This is a genomic window from Novosphingobium sp. TH158 (assembly GCF_002855555.1).
Lineage (GTDB): Bacteria > Pseudomonadota > Alphaproteobacteria > Sphingomonadales > Sphingomonadaceae > Novosphingobium.
This window is the reverse complement of record NZ_PKRT01000001.1, coordinates 1,385,574-1,408,215: the sequence shown is the minus strand read 5'-3', so window position 1 is coordinate 1,408,215 and position 22,642 is coordinate 1,385,574. Positions and strand designations below refer to the sequence as shown.

At 66.6% G+C, this 22,642-nt stretch carries 21 protein-coding genes; 18 read left to right on the top strand and 3 right to left on the bottom strand.

The window, feature by feature from the left end; translation table 11 throughout:
• Positions 1-19: 19 nt before the first annotated feature.
• Positions 20-835, bottom strand: a complete 816-nt coding sequence (locus C0V78_RS07060; protein ID WP_101797071.1) for a division plane positioning ATPase MipZ — start codon at positions 833-835, stop codon at positions 20-22.
• Between the two features lie 87 nt (positions 836-922).
• Here C0V78_RS07060 and panC point away from each other — a divergent pair, with 87 nt between their 5' ends.
• From panC to C0V78_RS07045, 3 genes are all read left to right on the top strand, one after another.
• Positions 923-1,777 carry a pantoate--beta-alanine ligase gene (gene panC / locus C0V78_RS07055; protein ID WP_101797070.1) on the top strand — a complete coding sequence of 285 codons (855 nt, stop codon included), beginning with the start codon at positions 923-925 and terminating at the stop codon, positions 1,775-1,777.
• 134 nt (positions 1,778-1,911) lie between these two features.
• Complete coding sequence (locus tag C0V78_RS07050; protein WP_101797069.1) at positions 1,912-2,679, top strand: CsgG/HfaB family protein; 768 nt, start codon at positions 1,912-1,914, stop codon at positions 2,677-2,679.
• 129 nt (positions 2,680-2,808) lie between these two features.
• Positions 2,809-3,654 carry a TIGR03620 family F420-dependent LLM class oxidoreductase gene (locus C0V78_RS07045; RefSeq protein WP_101797068.1) on the top strand — a complete coding sequence of 282 codons (846 nt, stop codon included), beginning with the start codon at positions 2,809-2,811 and terminating at the stop codon, positions 3,652-3,654.
• On the opposite strand, the gene C0V78_RS07040 is transcribed toward C0V78_RS07045, so the two are convergent.
• Positions 3,651-4,682 (bottom strand): chemotaxis protein CheB, encoded by a 1,032-nt coding sequence (locus tag C0V78_RS07040; protein ID WP_101797067.1) that lies wholly within the window; start codon positions 4,680-4,682, stop codon positions 3,651-3,653. The two genes, C0V78_RS07045 and C0V78_RS07040, sit on opposite strands and share 4 nt — an antisense overlap.
• 189 nt (positions 4,683-4,871) lie before the next feature.
• Between C0V78_RS07040 and C0V78_RS07035 the strand changes: the two genes are divergently transcribed.
• The 15 genes from C0V78_RS07035 (at position 4,872) to C0V78_RS06965 (ending at position 20,206) form a co-directional block, all read left to right on the top strand.
• Complete coding sequence (locus C0V78_RS07035) at positions 4,872-6,062, top strand: carbohydrate porin (RefSeq protein ID WP_144039849.1); 1,191 nt, start codon at positions 4,872-4,874, stop codon at positions 6,060-6,062.
• 160 nt (positions 6,063-6,222) lie between these two features.
• Positions 6,223-8,058 (top strand): HAMP domain-containing methyl-accepting chemotaxis protein, encoded by a 1,836-nt coding sequence (locus C0V78_RS07030; protein WP_101797065.1) that lies wholly within the window; start codon positions 6,223-6,225, stop codon positions 8,056-8,058.
• A 27-nt stretch (positions 8,059-8,085) separates the two neighbouring features.
• Complete coding sequence (locus tag C0V78_RS07025; protein ID WP_101797064.1) at positions 8,086-8,346, top strand: STAS domain-containing protein; 261 nt, start codon at positions 8,086-8,088, stop codon at positions 8,344-8,346.
• Positions 8,343-10,559, top strand: coding sequence for a chemotaxis protein CheA (locus C0V78_RS07020; protein ID WP_101797063.1), 2,217 nt, complete (start codon positions 8,343-8,345; stop codon positions 10,557-10,559). The genes C0V78_RS07025 and C0V78_RS07020 overlap by 4 nt, the downstream gene beginning before the upstream one ends.
• On the top strand, positions 10,556-11,425 hold the full coding sequence (locus C0V78_RS07015; protein WP_101797062.1) for a protein-glutamate O-methyltransferase CheR: 870 nt from the start codon (positions 10,556-10,558) through the stop codon (positions 11,423-11,425). The genes C0V78_RS07020 and C0V78_RS07015 overlap by 4 nt, the downstream gene beginning before the upstream one ends.
• Positions 11,422-12,441 (top strand): chemotaxis-specific protein-glutamate methyltransferase CheB, encoded by a 1,020-nt coding sequence (gene cheB / locus C0V78_RS07010; protein WP_101797061.1) that lies wholly within the window; start codon positions 11,422-11,424, stop codon positions 12,439-12,441. The genes C0V78_RS07015 and cheB overlap by 4 nt, the downstream gene beginning before the upstream one ends.
• A 37-nt stretch (positions 12,442-12,478) precedes the next feature.
• Positions 12,479-13,000 carry a chemotaxis protein CheD gene (locus C0V78_RS07005; RefSeq protein WP_101797060.1) on the top strand — a complete coding sequence of 174 codons (522 nt, stop codon included), beginning with the start codon at positions 12,479-12,481 and terminating at the stop codon, positions 12,998-13,000.
• An 18-nt stretch (positions 13,001-13,018) separates the two neighbouring features.
• Complete coding sequence (locus C0V78_RS07000) at positions 13,019-13,390, top strand: response regulator (protein WP_101797059.1); 372 nt, start codon at positions 13,019-13,021, stop codon at positions 13,388-13,390.
• Between the two features lie 26 nt (positions 13,391-13,416).
• The gene (locus C0V78_RS06995) at positions 13,417-13,857 is read left to right on the top strand and encodes a chemotaxis protein CheW (protein ID WP_101797058.1); all 441 of its coding nucleotides are present in this window, start codon (positions 13,417-13,419) and stop codon (positions 13,855-13,857) included.
• Positions 13,854-14,135: a hypothetical protein gene (locus C0V78_RS06990; RefSeq protein WP_101797057.1), complete on the top strand. Its 282-nt coding sequence runs from the start codon at positions 13,854-13,856 to the stop codon at positions 14,133-14,135. The genes C0V78_RS06995 and C0V78_RS06990 overlap by 4 nt, the downstream gene beginning before the upstream one ends.
• A 23-nt stretch (positions 14,136-14,158) precedes the next feature.
• On the top strand, positions 14,159-15,598 hold the full coding sequence (locus C0V78_RS06985; RefSeq protein ID WP_158241491.1) for a methyl-accepting chemotaxis protein: 1,440 nt from the start codon (positions 14,159-14,161) through the stop codon (positions 15,596-15,598).
• Positions 15,599-15,708: 110 nt separating this feature from the next.
• Complete coding sequence (locus tag C0V78_RS06980) at positions 15,709-17,001, top strand: DUF3391 domain-containing protein (RefSeq protein WP_101797055.1); 1,293 nt, start codon at positions 15,709-15,711, stop codon at positions 16,999-17,001.
• A gap of 151 nt (positions 17,002-17,152) precedes the next feature.
• Positions 17,153-18,457 carry a malonyl-CoA decarboxylase gene (locus tag C0V78_RS06975; RefSeq protein WP_101797054.1) on the top strand — a complete coding sequence of 435 codons (1,305 nt, stop codon included), beginning with the start codon at positions 17,153-17,155 and terminating at the stop codon, positions 18,455-18,457.
• A 119-nt stretch (positions 18,458-18,576) separates the two neighbouring features.
• Entirely contained in the window at positions 18,577-19,341 is a 765-nt protein-coding gene (locus tag C0V78_RS06970; RefSeq protein ID WP_101797053.1) for a sulfite exporter TauE/SafE family protein, read from the top strand.
• Positions 19,342-19,402: 61 nt separating this feature from the next.
• Entirely contained in the window at positions 19,403-20,206 is an 804-nt protein-coding gene (locus C0V78_RS06965) for a lipid II flippase Amj family protein (RefSeq protein ID WP_101797052.1), read from the top strand.
• A 67-nt stretch (positions 20,207-20,273) separates the two neighbouring features.
• On the opposite strand, the gene C0V78_RS06960 is transcribed toward C0V78_RS06965, so the two are convergent.
• Positions 20,274-22,535 carry an NADP-dependent malic enzyme gene (locus tag C0V78_RS06960; RefSeq protein ID WP_101797051.1) on the bottom strand — a complete coding sequence of 754 codons (2,262 nt, stop codon included), beginning with the start codon at positions 22,533-22,535 and terminating at the stop codon, positions 20,274-20,276.
• Positions 22,536-22,642 lie beyond the last annotated feature (107 nt).

Sequence of the window (22,642 nt, the reverse complement as noted above, 5' to 3'; positions counted from 1 at the left end):
CGCGGCGCGTCCCTTTCCGTCAGGCCAGCGTCAGTTCGGCCGGCTTTGTTCCCGGCATTGGCAGGGCCAGCGAGGAAAGCAAGGCGCGCAGTTCCTGCCGGGCGACGAGATGGCTGGTGCCCAGGTCGCCCAGATGGCCCTTGTCGAGCAGGGTCAGGCCCGAAGGGAACAGCTCGCGATAGATCACGCGCTCGGAAAGCCCGTTGGCGATGCGGAAGCCGACGCGCTTGGAAAGCTCGGTCAGCGCGCCTTCAAGGCGCTTCTGGTTGCGCGCCTCGATATGGCCGGTGCGGTTGCGCACCACCACCCAATCAAGGTCGCGGCGACCCTGTTCGATGGTCTTCATCGCGCGCTTCTTGCGGGTTTCCCAGATCAGCTCGGCATAGAAGGACAGCCGCTTCACCTTGAAGGTTTCGGCATCGACCTGGCCGATCAGGTCGAAATCGACGAAGCTGTCGTTAAGCGGGGTGACCAGCGTATCGGCGCCGGTGGCGGCGTGGCGGGCGAACAGGTCGTCACGGCCCGGCGTGTCGAACACCAGGAAGTCCATGCCCTGGCCCACTTCCTCGGCCATGGCGTCAAGCTCTTCGGTCTTGTCGCCGTTGAACACGGCAAAGCGCGCGGTGGGCAGGGTGATGCCGCGCCTGCGCTCCGTGTCGGTGCGGTTTTCGAAATAGCGGTGCAGCGTGCGCTGGCGCGGATCGAGATCGATCGCCCCGACCTTCGCCCCCTGATAGGCCAGCGCGATCGCCACGTGGACGGCCGTGGTCGACTTGCCGGTGCCGCCCTTTTCGTTGGCGAAGACGATACGATGCGGACCATTGGGCGAGGACACGGGAATGGGCAGGCCTTTTTACTGTGATTTGAAAGCGCGACCAAGCCGCGCTAGGTGGCCGCTCTTGTAACGCAAGGGACTCGGGCCGTGCAAATCGTCAATCGCATTGATCCACTACGCGACGCAGTTGAGCGGCTTCGGGAGCAGGGCAAGGTTGCCCTGGTGCCCACGATGGGCGCCCTGCACGAAGGCCACCTGACCCTTGTGCGCGAGGCGCGCAGGCGGGCGGCCCACGTGGTCGTGTCGATTTTCGTCAATCCCCGGCAGTTCGGCGCGAACGAGGATCTCTCCTCCTACCCGCGCCCCTTCGAGCGCGATTGCGAACTGCTGGCGGGCGAGGGCGTCTCGCTGCTGTGGAACCCCGATGCCGCGGCGATGTATCCGCAGGGCTATGCCACCAACGTTTCGGTCAGCGGCGTCAGCGAAGGGTTGTGCGGCGCGGCGCGGCCCGGCCACTTCGATGGCGTGGCAACCGTGGTGTGCAAGCTGTTCAACCAGATGCGTCCCGATCTTGCCCTGTTCGGCGAGAAGGACTGGCAGCAGCTGGCGGTGATCCGCCGCATGGCCCGCGACCTTGACCTGTCGCGCCCGCTGGCCGCCGACATCATCGGCGTACCGACCGTGCGCGAGGCAGACGGCCTCGCCATGTCGTCGCGCAACGCCTACCTTACCGCCGGCGAACGCGCTGCTGCAGCGGCCCTGCCGCGCGCGATGCAGGATGCCATCGCGGCAATCGGCGCGGGCGAGCCCGTGAGCCGTGCGCTCGATGGGCTGAAGTCCGCGCTGATCGCGGCGGGCTTTGCCGCGGTCGATTATGCCGAGCTGTGCGACGCCGATTCGCTGGCGCCGCTGGCCGAACGCGGCAATGCCCCGGCGCGCCTGCTGGTTGCCGCGCGGATCGGCAAGGCGCGGCTCATAGACAACATGGCCGTGGGCGAGTAACTGAACCCTAACAGAAATCGTCATTTGCCACGGCACCGGGTCTGGGCAAAGGAACGGGTCGCACATTTGGTTCTGGCGCCGGTCTGGCTGGAGGGCTTTGGCTCCGGCGCGCCGTTATTGGGGAGTGCGATTCGATGAAGAAGTTTCTCTGTTCCGTTGCCGCTGTCACGCTTGCGCTGGGCGGCACTGCAGCCATGGCCAAGGACAAGGGGTCCTCGGGCCACCAGGCCCAGAAGAAGGGCGAAGCGCAGATCCCCGTCTGCACCCGCAACCTGGGCACCATCGCCATTGTCGAGCCCGACAACCAGTGGTGGCGCGAACTGAACCTCGGCAGCCCCGAGGCGATCATCAAGCTGTTCGTCCAGAAGTCGGGCTGCTTCAGCCTGGTGAACCGTGGCCGCTCGATGCAGAGCCGCGCCATGGAACGCGCGCTGGCTGACAGCGGCGAGCTGCAGGACGGTTCGAACCTGGGCAAGGGACAGGTCAAGGCGGCGGATTATTTCCTCCAGCCCGATATCGTCACCACCAACAAGAAGTCTGGCGGCAGCGGCTTTGGCGGCATGCTGGGCGGCATGCTTGGCGGGCGCACCGTCGGCGGCCTGCTGGGCGGCCTTTCGGTCAACAAGAAGGAGGCCAAGGTCACCCTTTCGGTGGTCAATGCCCGCACGACCGAGGAAATGGCGCTGGTCGAAGGCTATGCCCGCAAAAGCGACCTGAGCTTCGGCGCAGGCGGCGGTGTGGGCTGGGCCGGCGGTCTCGCGGCGGCAGGTGGCACCGGCTATACCGATACCGACATCGGCCAGGTCATCGTGCTGGCCTATCTCGATGGCTATACCAAGCTGGTCACCCAGCTGGGCGGCCTGCCCGAGAACGCTTCGGCAGCAGCGCCGCAAGCCAAGTAAGCGGTTTCACCGGCGGTCGAACGCCGGGGCGAATAGGGGCCTCTTCCTTTGCGGGAAGGGGCCCTTTTGCATTGACAGGCCATGCCCGCAGGCCACCTATGCGGCGGTCTTAACACTGGGGAGTCAGGCATGGATCTGGGCAAGGTCGGCGTTTGGTCGATGGAACTGCGCTTCGGCGACAAGGCCGAGGCAGCGCGCGGCGCGGCCGAGGTGGAAGAGCTGGGCTATGGCGCGATCTGGGTGCCGGGCGGCATCGGCGGCGACATAACCGGCGATCTCGATCACCTGCTCAAGGCCACCAGCCGGGTGGTGATCGCCACCGGCATCATCAACATCTGGAAGCACGAACCGGCCGAAATCGCCGACTGGTTCAATGCCCTGCCGGAAAATCACCGCAACCGGGTGATGCTGGGGCTGGGCATCAGCCACGGCCCGCTGATCGGCGAGAACTGGAACCGCCCGGTCGCCAAGATGGCCGCCTGGCTCGATGAATTCGCCGCTGCCGGAATGCCGCTGGAGCAGACCTGCCTCGCCGCGCTGGGGCCGAAAATGCTGGAACTTGCCGGCCAGCGCACCGCGGGCGCCCACCCCTACCTGGTCGGCCCTTCGCACAGTGCCGAAGCGCGCCGGATCATGGGACCGGGCAAGCTCGTCGCCCCCGAACAGGGCGTGGTGCTGGAAGCAAATCCCGCCCGGGCGAAAGAGCTCGCCCGCGGGGCGCTGACGCATTACGCCCGCCTGCCGAACTACTGCAATTCGTGGAAGCGGCAGGGCTATACCGATGCCGATATCGAAACACAGAGCGACGCCCTGCTCAACGGCATCTTTGCCTGCGGCGATGAAGCGGCGATTGCCGCGCGGGTGGCGGAACACCACGCCGCCGGGGCGGACCACGTCTGCGTGCAGACCATCACCGGGGGCGGGCTTGCCGAATCGCTGGCGGCGTTGAGGCGGCTGGCGCCCGTGCTGCTCTAGGCCTGCGAACAGACCGCGATCAGCGCCTCGGCGAGCGTTTCCAGCGGCAATTCCTTTTGCGCGGCATCGGCGGCGATGGCGGCGGCGGGGGCTTCGCTCACCGTCGCGCTGGCGCGGTCCTGGGCAAAGGTATCGCAGCCGGCATCGCGCATCAGCTTCAGCCCCTTGGCACCGTCCGAGCCGAGCCCCGTGAGCACGGCGGCAGCCGCCGGAACCCCGGCGCGGGCAAGCGTGCCGAACAGGAGGTTGGCACAGGGCCGCGCGCCTTCGATCGGATCACGCTCCACCAGTCGCAGGCGGGGCGGCTGGCCTGGTTCGAAGACCACGTGCTTGCCGGGATCGGCGGTAACGTGGACCGTTCCCTGCGCCAGCTGAGCGCCGTCCTTCACCGTGCGGACATGGCATTTCAGGTCTGCATCGAGCCGGGCGACAAAGGTTTCCACCAGCGCCGCTTCCGCCTGCAGGCAGATCACCGTCGGCGGGCAGTTCGCCGGCCAGTGCGCCAGCAGGATGGACAGGGCATCGATGCCGCCCATCGATGCCGACAGGGCTACGACATGGCCGTTCCAGGCGAATTGCGCGGCCTCTGCCGGGCGCGGCGCGTGGGCGCGCGGCTTGGCGCGCAGGTTCGAATTGGCGGCGGCGAGCACGATCTTGCCCAGCTTGCCCACGGTCTTGGCGAACTGGTCGGGCGTGGCCTTCAGTGGCTTGGGAAAGCATTCGACCGCGCCCAGTTCATAGGCCTTGAGCGAGGTTTCCGTGCCGCTCTGCGTCAGGCCCGAAAGCATGACCACCGGCATCGGCTTTTCCTTCATGATCTCTTCGAGGAATTCGATCCCGCTCATGCCGGGCATCTCGACATCGAGCGTCAGCACGTTGGGCCGCAGCTGGGCAATGGCGGTGCGCGCCTCGTCGGCGCTGGCGGCGGTGCCGACCACCCGGACATCGCGTTGCTGCTCGAGGATGTCGCTGAACAGCGCGCGCATGGCGGCGGAATCGTCGACAACGAGAACCCGGGCTTCGTGCATCGGGGCAAGCCTTCCTGTGTTATCCTGCATGTCCCGCGCGGCGCGGGCTTCCTGCAGGCCTTTACCCGCGAGAGTCCCAGCAATTTGCTGCCGCGTCCTAGGGATATTCCCGATGAGCGGGTTGCACGGCGCCTTCGTCCCGCGCACCTAGGGACGCGCGCTTCCCTTGAAGTGCTGACGAGGCTGATCATGCGTGCCCCCATCCTGCGTTCCCTCCTTTCCGTCGCCGCAGCCATGCCGCTGGCTCTGGCAGGCGCGGCGCAGGCCGAAGAGGCTGGAGACGGCGGCGCCACCGGCGCGATTGCGCTCGAGGCGGAATATGTCAGCGAAGTGATGGGCATTGTCCGGGGTCCGCAGACCGGCGTGCGGCGGGCGGACTATGCCTCGCTGTCGCTCGGCCTCGATCTAGAAGCAGCCGCCGGCTGGCAGGGCGCGCGCTTGCAGGTCCAGGCCATCGCGGCGACGGGTGGCACGCCCAACGCCCTTGCCGGAACCTTGCAGGGGATCAGCAATATCGAGGTGGAGGATGCGCGGCTGCGGGTGTTCCAGCTTTACCTCGAACAGCAGCTTCCCGGCCTTCCGGCCTCGCTGCGCCTGGGCTTTTCCGATCTCAACGAGGAATTCTACGTCACCGACAGTTCGGGCCTGCTGATGGCCCCGGCCTTCGGCATCGGCACCGAATTTTCCGCGACCGGCCCGGGCGGCCCGTCGATCTTTCCTTCCAGCGCCCTTGCCCTGCGGCTGAAGGTGGAGCCGTCTACCGCAAGCTACGTCATGCTTGCCGCCTACAATGCCGAAGCGGGCGTGATCGGCGATGCCGGCGGGGTGCGGCCGCTGCTGCGCGAAGGGGCATTGCTGGTTGGCGAGGTGGGCTGGACCGGGCAGGGCAAGCTGGCGCTTGGCGCGTGGAGCTACAGCCGCCGCCAGCCGGACCTGCGCGATGTGACGCCCGCCGGGGAGCCGGTCGCCCGCCGTGCCTTCGGAGGCTATGTCCTGGCCGAACGGCGCGTGGCCGGAGACGACGAGCGCGGCCTGACGCTGTTCTTTCGTGGCGGGCTGACCGATGGCCGGACCACCCCCTATACCGGCAGCTGGCAGGCAGGGTTCCTGGCCAGCGGAGTGATCGCCGGGCGGCCCGACAGCCAGGTTTCGCTGGGCGTCAACCAGGCCTGGCTTTCGCAACGCTACCGCCTCAATGCCGCCGATGCCGGTGATTCGCTGCGCTCTGCCGAGACGGGTTTGGAGCTCACCTATTCCGACAAGCTGGCCCCCTGGCTGACGGTGCAGCCCGATATCCAGTATGTCCGCAACGTGCTGCGCGGACCGGCGGGACGCGATGCGCTGGTGCTGTCCCTACGGCTGACTGCAGCGATCGACTGAGTTGCCCCTTCGCGGCGCTTGCCTAGGCGAATCTGCCTAGATCGCGGGCAACGGCGCTCTCAATCCTCACGGTTAATGCACACCCCGAAGTGGCTGGAACCCAGCCGCGAATCCGCAAGGTCCGGCCCGGCGCAAGACCGGGTCCAAACAGGGGTTTGGCATGAGCATCAGGAAGAAAAGCAAGATCGGCGGTATCGTTACCGTCGCCACCATCGTCGCCTCGATCGCGGTGACATCATGGTCGATCGACAAGATCCGCATGGGGGGCGACCTGTATAACGAAGACAAGCAGATCAGCGAGTTGGTCGCCGATATCCTGCCGCCGCCGATCTTCATTATCGAACCCTGGCTTGAAGTCACGCTGATCGCCAACAAGCACGGATCGCAGGAACAGCACCTGGCCAATCTCGAACGGATGAAGCGCCAGTTCGAGGAGCGCCACAAGTACTGGCAGCAGCAGGACCTGACGCCTGAGCTCAAGGCACCGCTGGGCGAGGCTATCGAAGATGCCGACCGCTTCTGGTCGATCTACAACAATGCTTTCCTGCCTGCCTTGCGCTCCAATGATTCCACACGGATCGAGGCGGCACATGACCAGCTGAACGATGCCTATGACGATCACCGCAAGCACATTGATGCAATGGTCAAGAAGTCGGAGGCCTATCACGAGGAACTGCTGACCCACGACGATGCGATCCTGTCGTGGACAATCGGCCTGCTCAGCCTGCTGGCTCTCGCGATCATAGGCATGGTCTGCGGCGGGCTGTGGTACATGCTCCAGAAGGTTCTGGTGCCGATCACCGATACGGCCTCCACCATGAGCCGCATGGCGGGCGGGGACCTTGAAGCCGGACGCACCAAGGATCACCGCGCCGACGAGATCGGCGAGATGACCCGCGCGATCGAGGTGTTCCGCGATGCCTCCATCGCCCAGCGCGAGGCCGAACACCGCCAGCGCGCCGTGGTCGAATCGCTGTCGGGCGGGCTGGGAGAGCTGGCCGAGGGCAACCTTGCCTATCGCATCGAAAAGCCGTTGGCCGAGGAATACGAGTCGCTGCGCATCAGCTTCAACCAGACCGTCGCGCAGCTTGCCGACCTGATGCAGCGCGTTTCCGCATCGGCGCAGAGCGTTTCGACCGGCGCCGGCGAAATCCGCGCCGCCTCCGACGACCTTGCCGTGCGCAACGAGCAGCAGGCTGCCAGCCTTGAGGAAACCTCCGCGGCGATGAACCAGGTGACCGGCGGTATGCAGGATACCGCGACCAGCGCGGTCGAGATGCAGAAGTCGATCGTCGAGGCTCACCGCGAGGCGACCGATGGCGGTGCCGTGGTCCAGCGCGCCGTGGCCGCCATGGCCGAGATCGAGCGCGGCGCGCACGAAATCACCCAGATCATCGACGTGATCGACGGCATTGCCTTCCAGACCAACCTGCTGGCGCTCAACGCCGGGGTCGAGGCCGCACGCGCCGGGGATGCCGGCAAGGGCTTTGCCGTGGTTGCCAACGAAGTGCGCGCACTGGCCCAGCGCAGCGCCGATGCCGCGCGCAATATCAAGGAACTGATCAACGCTTCCACCGATCAGGTCGCGGGCGGGGTGAAGCTGGTCGGCGAAACCGGCTCGCTGCTCGAAAAGATCGTCGGCCGCGTGGGCGAGATCAGCGAGCGCATCAGCCAGATCGCCCGCTCGGCAGAGAGCCAGTCGGTCAACCTGCAGCAGGTCAACGCCTCGGTCTCGGAAATGGACCGCATGACCCAGCAGAACGCCGCCATGGTCGAAGAATCGACCGCCGCCGCGCGCAGCCTGGCGGACGAGGCGAAGGAACTGACCTCGCTTGTCGGCCAGTTCCGTACCGGGTCGGATCGTCCCGCCGCCGTGATCCAGCCGGTGTCAAAGCCCGCCGCCCGCAAGAAGGCCGCCTCCGCGCCGCCGCCGGTGCACGGCAACCTGGCGATCAAGCAGCCCGAATTCCACGACGACGACTGGACCGAATTCTGATCCCGGCGAAGCGGAAGGGCATTCACCATGGCGACACTCACGCTACCCCCGCGCTGCGACCGGGCAACGGTCCTCGCATTGCTGCCGGAATTCCGGTCTGCCGCTGGCGAAGGCCCGCTTGAGATCGACGGAACCTCCGTCGTCCAGGCCGGGCAGGCGCTCCTGCAACTGCTGGTCAGCGCCCGGCGGAGCAGCGGCGGCGCCCGCATCACCCCTTCGGCCGAGCTGGCTGAAACCGCCCGGCTGACCGGCCTCCACGGCCTGCTGTTCGATGGAGGCGCGCAGTGACGCCAGAGGAAATCCAGGGAATCTTCTTCGTCGAATGCGAAGAATCGCTCGCCGCAGCCGAAGCTGGCCTCGCCGCCTGCAAGGACGGCACGCAGGATGCCGATACGGTGAACGGCGTGTTCCGCGCGGTTCATTCGATCAAGGGCGGGGCCGGGGCCTTCGGCTTCGACGCGCTGCAGGCCTATACCCATGCCTTCGAGACGCTGCTTTCCGACGTGCGCGAAGGGCTGCTGCCGATCGGCGATGACCTTGTCGACCTGATGCTGCGGGCGCTCGATACGCTGAGCGATCATGTTACCGCTGCCCGCGAGGCGACCACGCCGCCGGAAGACGCGCTGCTGCTCGCCGAGATGGCCGTGGCGCGCGGAGCGGGCGAGGGTGCCGCTGCGCCTGAGCCCCAACCGCAGCCGCAGCCCGTTGCCGAACCGGCGGAGGACGCGCCGGCGGGGGACTTCGATCTCGATCTCGATTTCGATTCGATGCTCGATGACATTGTCGGCACGCTCGGCTCGGATGGCGAAGCCGACAGCGCTCCCGCTCCCGCTGCCGCAGCGCCGGAATGGCAACTGCGCCTGCGGCCCCATGCCCCGGCACTGGCCAATGGCAGCGAGCCGGTGCTGCTGCTGCGCGAACTGGCCCGCATGGGCGGACACTGCCTTGCCTGCGATGCCAGCCTGGTGCCGCCGCTCGACCAGATCGACCCGGCCCAGGGCTATCTCGGCTGGACCTTCGCTCTGCCGCATGACGTGCCCGAGGATACGGTGCGCGACCTGTTCGATTTCATCGGCGAGGGCTGTGCCATCGCCATCGGCAATCACGAGGCGATGCCGCCCGCGCGAATCGAGACGGTGGCAAAGCCTGCGCCAGTTGCCCCGGCCGTCACCGCACCGGCAGCGCCAGCACCGGCTCCGTCCCAACCAAGCGCCGCGACCGGGCAGCCGCCCGCCGCTGCGACGCCGGCCGCTCCGGCTCCCGCTGCCGCCAGCGCTGCTCCGGCTGCTGCGGCGGCACAGGCTGCTGCCGGGCAGTCCATCCGCATCGAACTTGCCAAGCTGGATCGCCTGATCGATTCGGTGGGCGAGCTGGTGATTGCCCAGGCCATGATGGCGCAGCGCCTTTCGGCCGAAACCATCGCAGCGGGCGAGGAACTGGCCCTGCTGGAAGGGCTGACGCGCGAAATCCAGGAATCGGCCATGTCGATCCGCGCCCAGCCCATCGGCCAGGTGTTCAGCCGCGTGCCGCGCATCCTGCGTGAACTGGCCGCCTCCACCGGCAAGGCAGTGAAGCTGGAAGTGTTCGGCGAAGGGACCGAGCTCGACAAGACCGTGGTCGAGCGGCTTGGCGAGCCGATGACGCACCTGATCCGCAATGCCGTGGATCACGGCATCGAAAGCACCGAGGAACGCCTTGCCGCCGGCAAGCCCGCCGAAGGCACCCTGACGCTCAGCGCCGAGCAGCGTTCGGGCCGGATCGTCATCCGCATCGCCGATGACGGCAAGGGGATCGACCGCGCCCGGGTCTTCGCCAAGGCGGTGGAGAAGGGCATCATCGCCGCCGACGCGCAGCTTTCGCCCGAGGAGATCGACGCGCTGATCTTCGCCCCCGGCTTTTCGACCGCGGAGACCATATCCAACGTCTCGGGCCGCGGGGTCGGCATGGATGTCGTGCGGCAGAACGTGAAGGACCTCGGCGGCCGCGTCACCATCGAATCCGAAGCGGGCAAGGGCACGGCCTTCATCCTCACCCTGCCGCTCACGCTCGCCATCTCGGACGGCATGATCGTCAACGTGGGCGACCAGACCCTGGTCGTTCCGCTGACCCATGTCGTCGAAAGCCTGCGCCCGCGCGAGGCCGAGATCCAGGGCTTCGGTGCCAGTCGCCGGATGCTCAACGTGCGCGGCCGCTTCATCCCGGTGGTGCCGCTCAGCGAGGCGATCGGCGGGGCGCGACAGGCACCCGATGCCGATGAAGGCGTACTGATCGTCGTCGATACCGAGGCGGCCGGACAGGCGGCGCTGCTGGTGGACGCCATCTGCGACCAGCGCCAGTTCGTCATCAAGAGCCTCGATACCCATTACCGCGCGGTGAAGGGCGTGGCCGGGGCGACCATCCTTGGCGACGGGCGCGTGGCGCTGATCCTCGATGTCGACGGGCTGGTGGCCGGGGTCATGGCGCAGGGTTCGCCCGTCATGCCGGAAAGGCAGGCTGCGTGACTGTCGCCGCCGCCTTCAAGCAGCCCCTGCCCGGGGTGAGCCCGGACATCTATGGCCCGGCCGATTTCCGCGCCGTGGCGGAGATCGTCTATTCGGTGTCGGGCAATGTCCTGCCCGAGGGCAAGGCCATGCTGGTCTATTCCCGGCTTTCCCCGCTGGTGCGCGAAACCGGCTGCGCGACCTTTGCCAACTATGTCGAGCTTATCCGTTCCGATCCGAAGGAACAGGCCCGCACGGTTGCCGCGCTGACCACCAACCACACCTTCTTCTACCGCGAATCCCACCATTTCGATCACTTCGAACGGGTCGAGCGGCCGGGCATCGTGCGGCGGCTGGAAAGCGGCAAGCGGGTGCGCATCTGGTCTGCCGGCTGCTCCAGCGGCGAGGAAACCTGGTCGCTGGTGCTCACCCTGCTGGGCAGCGACCGGCTGGAGGGCCGGCGCATGTCCGGGCGCGACCTGCGCGTGCTGGCCAGCGATATCGCGCCCCATGCACTGAAGCGGGCGGAGCAGGGGGTCTATCCCACCAAGGACCTCGGCCCCGTGCCCTCGGACCTGGTGCAGCTGTGGACCAGCCAGGAAGGCGACAACACCCGGATCGGCGATGTTGCCCGCTCTATCGTGCGGTTCCGCAGCCTCAACCTGATGGAGGAGTGGCCGATCAAGGGCTGCTTCGACGTGATCTTCTGCCGCAACGTGATGATCTATTTCGACGCGCCAACCAAGGAGCGGCTGGTCGCCCGCTTCGCTGAAAAGCTGGTGCCGGGCGGCCACCTGTACATCGGCCACAGCGAACGGGTCACGGGCCCTGCCGCCAATGTTCTCGAGCCCGTGGGACCCACCATCTATCGCAGGAGGATGTCATGAGCATTCGTGTGCTGATCATCGACGATTCGCCGACCATGCGCGCGATCCTGATGTCGCGGCTTTCGGAAGAACGGGACATTGCCGTCATCGCCACCGCCGCCAATGCCGCCGAGGGGCGCGAACTGATCAAGCAGTTCAACCCCGATGTGGTGACGCTGGATATCGAAATGCCCGGGATGAACGGGCTCGATTTCCTCGAAAGGATCATGACGCTGCGCCCCACGCCGGTGATCGTGGTTTCCGGCTCCACGCAGGAAGGCAACGAGATAACGGCCCGGGCGCTCGCGCTCGGTGCGGTCGATTGCTACGCCAAGGCAGACCGTTCGGGCGGCATGCCGCTGGACGATAACGGCCGGCTTGCCAGCCTGATCCGCCAGGCCGCCGCCGTGCGGTTCAACAACCGCTGGCCGGTTGCGCCTTCGGTTGCCGCGCGCAGCCAGCGGGCAGGGCGCACCAACGCCTCGCTGATCGCCATCGGTTCCTCGACCGGCGGGGTCGAGGCGCTGCAGGTGCTGCTCAAGGACTTCCCGGAGGATTGCCCGCCCACGGTGATCGTCCAGCACGTCAACCCGCGTTTCGCCCCGGCCATTGCCCGCACGCTCGATCTTGCCAGCCCGGCCAAGGTGCAGCTGGCCGAGCCGGACATGCCGCTGATGCGCGGCAACATCTACATGGCGCCCGGTGGCGACCGGCACCTGTCGGTACGTGGCACGGCGCTTTACGCGCGGCTGCGGCCCGGCGATCCGGTGGCTGGCCACATCCCCAGCGTGGACGTGCTGTTCCAGTCGGTCGCCGAAGAGGTTGGCCCGCGCGCCATCGGCATCCTGCTGACGGGCATGGGCAGCGACGGGGCCAACGGCCTGCTCGCCATGGCCCGGGCCGGGGCGCAGACCATTGCCCAGGACGAGGCGACCTGCACCGTGTTCGGCATGCCGCGCGCCGCCATCTCCATCGGCGCCGCCGGGATCATCGCGCCGATCAACCGCATCGCGCAGCACGTGCTGAGGGCCGCCTGATCGCATGGACTCGCTTGCCACCCTTGCTTCCCCGGGAATGACCCGCATCACCGTGATGCAGGGGCAGGCGCGCGTCAGCGCCGGGCCGCGTGTCGAACTGACCACGGTGCTCGGCAGCTGCGTTGCCACCTGCCTTTTCGATCCGCAGGCGCAGGTCGGGGGGATGAACCATTTCCTGCTGGCAGAGCCGCCCGCCAGCCACCGCAAGGGCGAGGTCGACGTGCATTATGGCGTCTACCTGATGGAGCTGCTGATCAACGAGATGCTGGCCAACGGCGGGGCCAAGCCACGCCTGCGCGCGCACCTTTACGGCGGGGCGAACCTGCGCGCCGGCATGCTGCCGATCGGCACGGCCAATGCCAATTTCGCCCGCACCTTCCTGCAGCGCGAAGGCATCCCGCTGATCCATGCCGATCTTGGCGGCAACCACGCCCGCCGCGTCGATTTCCGCCCGGCCGCAGGCAAGGCCCGCTGCCGTATCGTCGAAACCGCGCAGGCTCCCGAGCCCGCACCCCTGACCCGTCCGGTGACCACTGCCGGCGAGGTCGAACTTTTCTAGCAAGAGAGCCTCAAGCACATGACCAGACCCACACGCATCCTTACGGTTGACGACAGCGCGTCGATGCGCGCGCTTCTCTATCACGCGCTGTCCAGCGGCGGCTTCGATGTCGAACAGGCCGACGATGGCCAGGCGGCGCTGGAATGGCTGGCGTTCAACGACGTCGACCTTGTCATCACCGACATCAACATGCCGCGGCTCGACGGTTTCGGCCTGATCGAGCGCCTGCGCGGCGACAGTCGCTATGGCGAACGGCCGATCCTGGTGCTGTCCACCGAAAGCTCCGACGAAAAGAAGGCCCGCGCCCGCAACGCCGGGGCCACCGGCTGGATCGTCAAGCCGTTCGATCCGGAAAAGCTGATCGCCGCGGTCCGCCGCGTCACCCACTGACCCTGCCATTTACGAAGGCCAAGCCCATGCAGCGCGAATTCATCACATTCGAGGTCGAAGGACAGCTCTTCGGCATCGACATCATGGCAATCCGCGAGATCCGCGCCTGGACGCCGGTGACGCGCCTGCCGAGCGTGCCCGATTACGTGGCCGGCGTGGTCAACCTGCGCGGCACGGTGCTGCCGGTGGTCGATCTTGCCGCCCGGCTGGGCTGGAAGGCGACCGACCCGACGTCGCGCCACGCGATCATCGTCGTCCATGTCGACGGGCAGGCGCGCGGCATGATCGTCGATTCGGTCAGTGACATCGTCACCATCGCCGCCGATGCACTGCAGCCGCCGCCGGCAACGTCGGGCGATGCCATCGTCCCCTTCCTTGAAGGGCTGGCGGCGATCGAGGACCGCATGGTCATGGTGCTCGACCTCAAGGCGGTCGGCGCCAGCGAAGACCTGGCGATCGCAGCATGAACCCCGAGGAGGCCCGTATCCACATCGCAGCTGTTGCCGAAATCCTGGCGGAGATCAGCCAGGACATGGAATCGCTTGGCGCCGTGCTGTGCCGGGATCCGGGCTTCGCGCATCGCCACATGCAGGAACTGCAGGCGATCGACCTCATTTCGCAGAAGCAGCGCAGCCTGGCGAAGATCCTTGAAGCCGATTGCCCGGTCAGCGCCCTTACCGATGTCGGGCTGGAAGAGATCGTCCATCGCCTGCGCAGCCTGAGCGGCAAGCCGCAGGCCAACTGATTCCACAGAGAGGACAAGACGCAGTGGGACTTCACGAACTGGATGAGCGCATTGCGTTCTATGAAATCGACAAGCTGAAACCGGCAGACCTGCGCGGCGTAAGACGGGTGCTTGCCCGCCGCCTCGATGGTGCGCTCGCGCGGTTCTATGCCCATGTTGCCAAAGTGCCGGCGCTTGGCGCCTTCTTCAGCGGCGAGGCGCATGTCGAAAAGGCCCGCAGCGCCCAGCGCGCGCACTGGATGGCCGTGTTCAAGGACGGCGTGGACGAGGCCTATTTCCAGCGCGCGGTGCGGATCGGGCAGACCCACGCCCGCATCGGGCTTGAGCCGAAGTGGTACGTTGGCGGCTATACCGTCATCCTTGAAGAGATGATCCGCGCCATCGTCGCGCCGGGGCTGCTGTGGTACCTGCCGTGGAACCGCTCGAAAGCTCGCCGCCTGGTCGCCTTCGTCAAGATCGCCCTGTTCGATATCGATCTTGGCCTGTCCGGCTATTTCGTCGATTCGGAAGAAAAGATGCGCGCGGTGGTGCGCGGCCAGCTGGGTGCGGCGCTGGAAAAGCTGGCCCAGGGCGATCTTTCCGCCCGGGCGAGCGGCCTGCCGGAGGAATTTGCCAAGGTGGAGCAGGATTTCAACGCGGCCATGGCATCGCTGCAGGGTGTGATGAGCAAGGTGATCGTGGGCGTGAACGCGATCTCGAACGGCTCGCGCGAGATCCGCACCGCCTCTGACGATCTTGCCCGCCGGACCGAGGAACAGGCCGCCAGCCTTGAGGAGACCGCCGGTGCCATTGCCGAGCTGACCGAAAAGGTGGGCAATACGGCGCAGACCACATCGGCCGCCCAGACCGCGATCCGCGCCATGCAGGCCGAGGCCACGGACGGGGGATCGGTGGTGCGCCGCGCGATCGATGCCATGGGCATGATCGAGGCCTCGTCCCGGCAGATCAGCCAGATCATCTCGGTGATCGATGGCATTGCCTTCCAGACCAACCTGCTGGCGCTGAACGCGGGCGTGGAAGCCGCGCGGGCGGGCGAGGCGGGCAAGGGCTTCGCCGTGGTCGCCAGCGAGGTCCGCGCGCTGGCGCAGCGCAGCTCGGAAGCCGCCTCCGACATCAAGAAGCTGATTACCGACAGCGCCCAGCAGGTATCCATCGGCGTCGGCCTGGTCGGCGATAGCGGTTCGGTGCTCGATGCCATCGCGGCGCGGATCGAGGAGCTTTACCAGTCCTTTGCCGGGCTCACCTCCACGGCCGAGAACCAGGCGGTGAACATCCGCCAGATCAACGGCGCGGTGGGCGAAATGGACCGCATGACCCAGCAGAACGCCGCCATGGCCGAACAGTGCACCGCCGCTGCGCGCAGCCTGGTGGAGCAGGCGGAAGAGGCCGCATCGGCCATCGCCGCCTTCCGCCTGGGGAAGGGCGAGCCAGGCCCGACGCGGGCGCTGGCCCGTGCCGCCTGACGGCTTTTCCGCCCTGACACGGGCAAACCCCTATGCCGCTTTCGGGCGGATCGTAAGCCTCCCTGGTCCAGAAAAGCCCGGTGCCAACCCCCGCCCAGATCGGTGAGTCCATGCTGAAGCGAATTGCGATTACGGAAGTTGAACTGGGCATGTTCGTCCACAAGCTGGAGGGCAGCTGGTTCAAGCATCCGTTCTGGAAATCGCGGTTCCTGCTGGACGATCCGGCCATGCTCCAGGAACTGCAGCAGTCGGCGCTCGATACCGTCATCATCGATACCTCCAAGGGGCTCGACCTGCGGGCCATGCCGAGCCGCCCGCAGAGCGACACGGCACCGCCGCCGCCGCCGTTCCGCAATGGCCGCCGACCCGCGCCGGTGGCTGCGCGACGCCCGGTGCCGGCCGCGCCGCCCTTGCCCGACCGCCGCTCTACCGCGCCGCAGCCGATGGCGCGCGAATTCGGCCTGGCGCGCAAGGTGGCGGGCGAATCGCGCAAGGTGGTCAGTCGCATCTTCCTTCAGGCGCGGCTGGGCAAGACCATCAAGGTGGCGCAGGTCGAGCCGGTGATCGAGGACATCTTCTCCTCGATCCAGCGCAACCCCCATGCCTTCAACGGGCTGATGCGCTGCAAGCGCGACAACGAATTCGTCTATCGCCACGCCCTGGCGGTAAGCGCGCTGATGATCTCGCTCGCCCGCCAGATGAAGCTTTCGCCGCAGCAGATCCGCGAGGCGGGAATGGCCGGCCTGCTGATGGACGTGGGCATCGGCCACCTGCCGGTGGACCTTGGCACCTATGGCGGCGACTATCGCAACGTGCCGATCAAGGTGTTCCAGCAGCATGTCGAGCTGGGCCACCAGTTCCTGTCTGCCGGTGGCGGGCTGCCGGAAACGGTGCTTTCCGCCTGTCTTGGCCATCACGAGGCGCTGGACGGCTCGGGCTATCCGCGCCGGGCCAAGGGCGACGAGATCGACCTCTTCGCCCGCATGGCCGCCATCTGCGATACCTATGATGCGATGGTCAGCGATACGGCGGACGGCGTGGGCATGAACCCGGCCAGTGCCATCGAACAGCTTAGCTACATGAAGGCCTGGTTCGATGCCGAGGTGTTCAAGCACTTCGTCGACATGCTGGGCATCTACCCCATCGGATCGGTGGTGCGCCTGCGTTCCGAGCGGCTGGCCATGGTGGTGGACCAGGACCCGGCGGACTATGCCCGGCCACGCCTGCGCACCTTCTGGTCGATCCCGCAAGCGCGGCTGATCCGCAGCGAATACCTTGAGCTTGGCGCCTGCTATGGCAGCGACGAGATCGTCGCCTCGGTCGACCCGGAGGATTTCGACATCGCCGATTTCGCCGCCCTGCGCGAAAGGCTGTTCGCCCTGGCCGGGAAGCAGGCCGCCTGACCCGCCTGCGGCGCCTTCCATCCGATCAGCGCCGCGGCGATGCGCTTGCCGCTTGCATAGTCATGCTGCACTGCGTCATTCTCCGCTTCAGGCGAGCGTCATCACGGCGTCAAGTAACCGGGCCAGCGTGCCGCCTGCAAAGGAGCATGGCATGAACGCACGGTCACTGGTTTCGCTCAAACGGCAGGGAGGCAGCGTGGCTCTGGTTCGCAGCAGGATCGATCAGATGCTCAACAGCCGCTTCGGGCGACTGCTTGAGCGCATCGGCATCGGGCGCGGCAAGGGCGAGGCGCAAAGTACGCCGGCGCGGCTGATCGACATTGCCGAATCGCTGCTTTCGGTGAGCGGCAATGCCTCTGGCCCCTCGCTCGCCTCTGCCTTCTTCGACCTTTACGATGCCAGCTCGCTTGAGGAACGCCGCGAATTCCTTGGCGAGGTGCGCGCCCGCTTCCCGCGCAACCGCGCGGCGATCGACAAGGCCATTGCCGAATGGCAGGCCGATCCGGGCGAGGCTGCGGCCCGCACCCTGCACAAGGCGGCAGAAGCGCGCAGCCAGAAGCTGATCCGCAAGCTCAACCTTGCCCCCGGCGGCACCCGCCGCCTGATCCGCATGCGCGAAGACCTGCTCTCCGCCGGCAAGCTGAAGGGCGATGATGCCGCGCTGGACGGTGATTTCGAATATATCTTCGCCGGCTGGTTCAACGCCGGCTTTCTGGAACTGCGCCGGATCGACTGGGATACCTCGGCCTCGGTGCTCGAACGCGTCATCCGCTACGAGGCGGTGCACTCCATCGTCTCGTGGGATGATCTGCGCGCCCGGGTCGAACCGGCGGACCGGCGCTGCTATGCCTTCTTCCACCCGCAGATGCCGGACGATCCGCTGATCTTCGTCGAAGTGGCGCTGACCATGGGCCTGCCCGATGCCATCGGCCAGATCCTCGACGAAAGCCGCGCCGAGATCGATCCCCACGCGGCCAGCCATGCGATCTTCTATTCGATCTCCAACTGCCAGGAAGGGCTGCGCGGGGTGCCTTTCGGCAACTTCCTGATCAAGCGCGTGGTCGGCCTGCTGCGCGAAGAGCTGCCCCAGCTAAGCGGCTTTGCCACCCTTTCGCCGGTGCCGGGCTTTGCCCGCTGGCTGGCCGGGCAGGGCGGGGCCGACGGGCTGGACAATACCGAGCTGCGCCGCAAGGCCGCGGACTATCTCGTCAACGGTCGCGGCGCCAAGGGCGGGCCGCTCGACCCGGTGGCGCGCTTCCACCTTGGCAATGGCGCCCGGCTTGAGGCGGTCCACGCCGATGCCGATCTTTCGGCCAAGGGGCTGAAGCAGGCCCACGGGATCATGGTCAATTACCTCTACGATCTCGATGGCATCGAGGCGAACCTGCTGGCCCTGTCCGAGCTCGACCAGGTGCCGCACTCGCCAGAGGTGGCCGCGCTCGTCGCCGGGGAGTGACATTGCGGGTGCCTGCGGTTCGTCGCAGGAAAGTTTCGCTTTGCAGGCATGAGCCAAAATCTTGTTAGGTGAAGGCAATTTGAATCTCTATCGAATAGGTCGAGATAAGGATTCGTGCCATGGACTTCGCTGCGTTCGATCTTTCGGCCCTGCTGCCCTTCATCCTTGTCGGCTTCGCCGCGCAGACCATTGACGGCGCATTGGGCATGGCCTTCGGGGTGATTTCGAACACCCTGCTGGTCGGCGTGATGGGCGTGCCGCCGGCTCTCGCCTCGCAGCGGGTCCACGTGGTCGAATGCTTCACCACGGCAACCTCGGGCATCAGCCACCTGCTGCACGGCAATATCGACAAGCGGCTGTTCTTCGGCCTGCTGATCCCCGGCGTGATCGGCGGGGTGACGGGTGCCTATGTCCTGTCATCGCTCGATGCCGGCGTGGTGAAGCCCTTTGTCATGCTCTACCTGACCGGCATCGGCCTTTACATCCTGTGGCGCGGCATTGCCTATCCGCCGCAGAAGCGGGAAGCCAAGGTGATCGCGCCGCTCGGGCTGGTCGGCGGCTTCCTCGATGCGGCGGGCGGCGGCGGCTGGGGGCCGGTGGTCACTTCGAACCTGCTGGTCCAGGGCGTCGATCCCCGCAAGGTCGTCGGCTCGGTGAGCGCGGTCGAATTCTTCCTGACCATCGCCGTATCGGCAACCTTCATCTGGCACCTGGGTTTTGCCGACCTTGCCGGGGCGACGCTCGGCCTGCTGATCGGCGGCGTGCTGGCGGCACCGGTCGGTGCCTGGGCGGCCAAGCACTTCCCGGCCAAGACCATGCTGATCCTTGTCGGCGTGGTGCTGACCATCACCAGCCTCTACGGGGTGTGGAAGGCCTGGGGCTGATCCGGGGGCGCCGGTTGTATCCGGCGCGCATTGCGGCAAGAGTGACCGCCGGAGGTTCGCCGTGGACAGCAAGCTGCTGGTAATCTGCCTGCTGACAGCAGGGATCAACCTGATCGGGGCGCTGGCCTATGCCGCGCGCATCGCCGGGGTACGCACCGGGCGGATCGCGATGAGCTTTGCCCTGTTCAACATCCTCGTGCTGGTAAGCCGCACGGCAAACGGCTTTCTCGGGCCCTTCCTGGCCAAGCGGATCGAGGACCGGCTGGCCGATGGCGGGGGAGAGGCCCTGCTCGGCGATTTCCGTCTCGTCCTCGCCAGCGCCAGCATAGCGGTGTTCGTGGGCATCCTGCTGGTGCCGACCGGGCAGCGCCTGTTTGCCGAGGCGATCGGCTATTTCCAGCGCTCGCGTTCCACCGCAAAGCTGCTGATCCACAGCGTCACGCCCGGCGGGCTCAGCGCCATCCGCCATTCGGTGACGCTGCCCAGCCTTGCCAACCTGCGGACCTTCCGCAGCCTGCAAGGCATCGGCTGGGGCGTGCTGCTGGCCAATGTCGTGGCGCAGGCCCTGCTTTCGGTGGGCGTGCTCGCCTCGCTCTATGCGGGCTATCTCAACCCCGAGTTCCGCGTCACCGCATCGCAGCTTTCCGCCGTGATCAACGGCGTGGCGACGATCCTGCTGTTCGCGCTGATCGACCCGCAGATTTCGGTGATGACCGATGACGTGGTCGAAGGCCGGGTCGATGCCGCGCTGTTCCGCCGCGCCATCGTGTGGATTTCGATCAGCCGCCTGGCCGGAACCCTGCTGGCGCAGGCGCTGTTCCTGCCATCGGCCATGGCCATTGCCTGGGTGGCCGCGCGGGTCTGACGCCCGGTTCCGGCGGCGCTCCCGCTGCCGCCGGCCCGTTCCGGCCAGCGACAGCGAAGCGGTGTGCCTAGCCGACGATGCCGCCTGCGGCGAGAACCGCGAGCGTCAGGATGTCGGGGGCGATGGCGGTCATCGGGGCGATCTGCACCGGCTTTTCCATGCCCACCAGCATCGGCCCGATCGTGGCGCCGCCGCCCAGTTCGCGCAGCAGCTTGGCCGAGATGTTGGCCGATTGCAGCCCGGGCATGACCAGCACGTTGGCCGGCGCCGAAAGGCGGCTGAACGGATAGTTGGCCATGACCTTGGGGTTCAGCGCCGCATCGGGAGCCATTTCGCCTTCATATTCGAAGTTGACCCCTTCGGCGTCGAGGATCGCCACGGCATCGCGGATATTGTCCAGCCACTTGCCCTGCGGGTTGCCGAAGGTGGAATAGGACAGGAAGGCAACGCGCGGTTCGTGGCCCAGGCGGCGGGCAACGGCGGCGGTTTCCTTGGCGATGATGGCAAGGTCGGCAGCGCTCGGGCGTTCGTTCACCGTCGTGTCGGCAAGGAACACCGTGTAGTTCTTGTTGACCATCAGGTGCGTGCCGAAGGGCAGGAAGCCGGGCTTGGGGTCCAGCACCTGGCGCACTTCCTTCATGGTCTGGCCGAAGGGCCGCGTCATGCCGGTGATCAGGGCATCGCCGATGCCCAGCTTGAGCAGCAGCGAGGCGAAGACGTTGCGATCCTGGTTGACCATGCGGCGCACGTCGCGTTCCAGGAAGCCGCGGCGCTGCAGGCGCTCGTACAGCATGTCCACCATCTTGCCGACGTGCGGCGAAACCGCGGAATTGTGGATCTCGTAGCTGTCGGGATTGCTGACGCCCAATTCTTCCAGCTTGTCGCGCACCGCCTGGGTGCGGCCGACGAGAACCGGCTCGCCATAGCCGAAATCGCGGAACTGGATGGCGGCGCGCAGCACCACTTCGTGCTCCGCCTCGGCAAAGATCACCCGCTTGGGGTTGGCCTTGACCTGTTCGTAGACGGTGGTCAGCGCCGAGGTCGTCGGGTTGAGCCGCGCCTTGAGGCTGGTGCGATAGACGTCGAAATCCTCGATCGGCTTCTGCGCCACGCCCGAATCCATCGCCGCCTTGGCCACGGCGGACGAAACGACTTCCATCAGGCGCGGGTCGAAGGGGGCGGGGATGATGTATTCCGGGCCGAACTGGTGGTTCTTGCCATAGGCCGCAGCCACTTCCTCGGGCACCTGCTCGCGCGCCAGCTCGGCAATGGCGCGGGCGGCGGCGATCTTCATCTCCTCGTTGATCGCGGTGGCATGAACGTCCAGCGCGCCGCGGAAGATGAAGGGGAAGCCCAGGACGTTGTTGACCTGGTTGGGATAGTCCGACCGCCCGGTGGCGACGATGGCATCGGCGCGCACGGCCTTGGCATCGGGCGGGGTGATTTCCGGGTCCGGGTTGGCCATGGCGAAGATGATCGGGTTGCGGGCCATGGACTTGACCATGTCCTGCGTCATCGCGCCGGCAACCGACAGGCCGAGGAACACGTCTGCCCCGGCGACGGCTTCGGAAAGCGTGCGCTTGTCGGTCTCGATGGCGTGGGCGGACTTGAACTGGTCGATCCCCTCGCGCCCGCGATAGATCACGCCCTTGGAATCGCACACGGTCACGTTCTCGTGCCGCACGCCCATCGACTTGATCAGCGCGGTGCAGGCCAGTGCCGAAGCGCCTGCGCCGTTGACCACCACCTTGATGTCCTCGAACTTGCGGCCCGTCAGGTGGCAGGCGTTGACAAGGCCGGCGGCGGCGATGATCGCCGTGCCGTGCTGGTCGTCATGCATGACCGGGATCTTCATCCGTTCGCGCAGGGTCTGTTCGATGACGAAGCATTCCGGCGCCTTGATGTCTTCAAGGTTGATGCCGCCGAAGCTCGGCTCCATCATGGCGATGGCTTCGATCAGGGCTTCCGGGTCTTCCGAGTTGAGCTCGATGTCGATGGAATCGACGTCGGCGAAGCGCTTGAACAGCACCGCCTTGCCTTCCATCACCGGCTTCGATGCCAGCGCGCCAAGGTTGCCCATGCCCAGGATCGCCGTGCCGTTGGAGATCACCGCAACCAGGTTGCCCTTGGCGGTATAGTCATAGGCGGTCGACGGATCGTCGGCGATGGCCTGGACCGGAACGGCAACGCCCGGCGAATAGGCAAGGCTGAGATCGCGCTGCGTCGCCATCGGCTTGGAGGCGATGATCTCGATCTTACCGGGGCGGATGGTCTTGTGATAGAACAGCGCCTCACGCTCGGTGAACTTGACGTTGCTTTCTTCGGACACGCGCGGAAACTCCCTCTTTGCAAGCGGCCCTAACGGCAAAGTGACGAAGACGATAGGGGAAAGCCTGCGCTTGCCCCGTTTCCGAATCGACTTCGCAAGGTCTAATC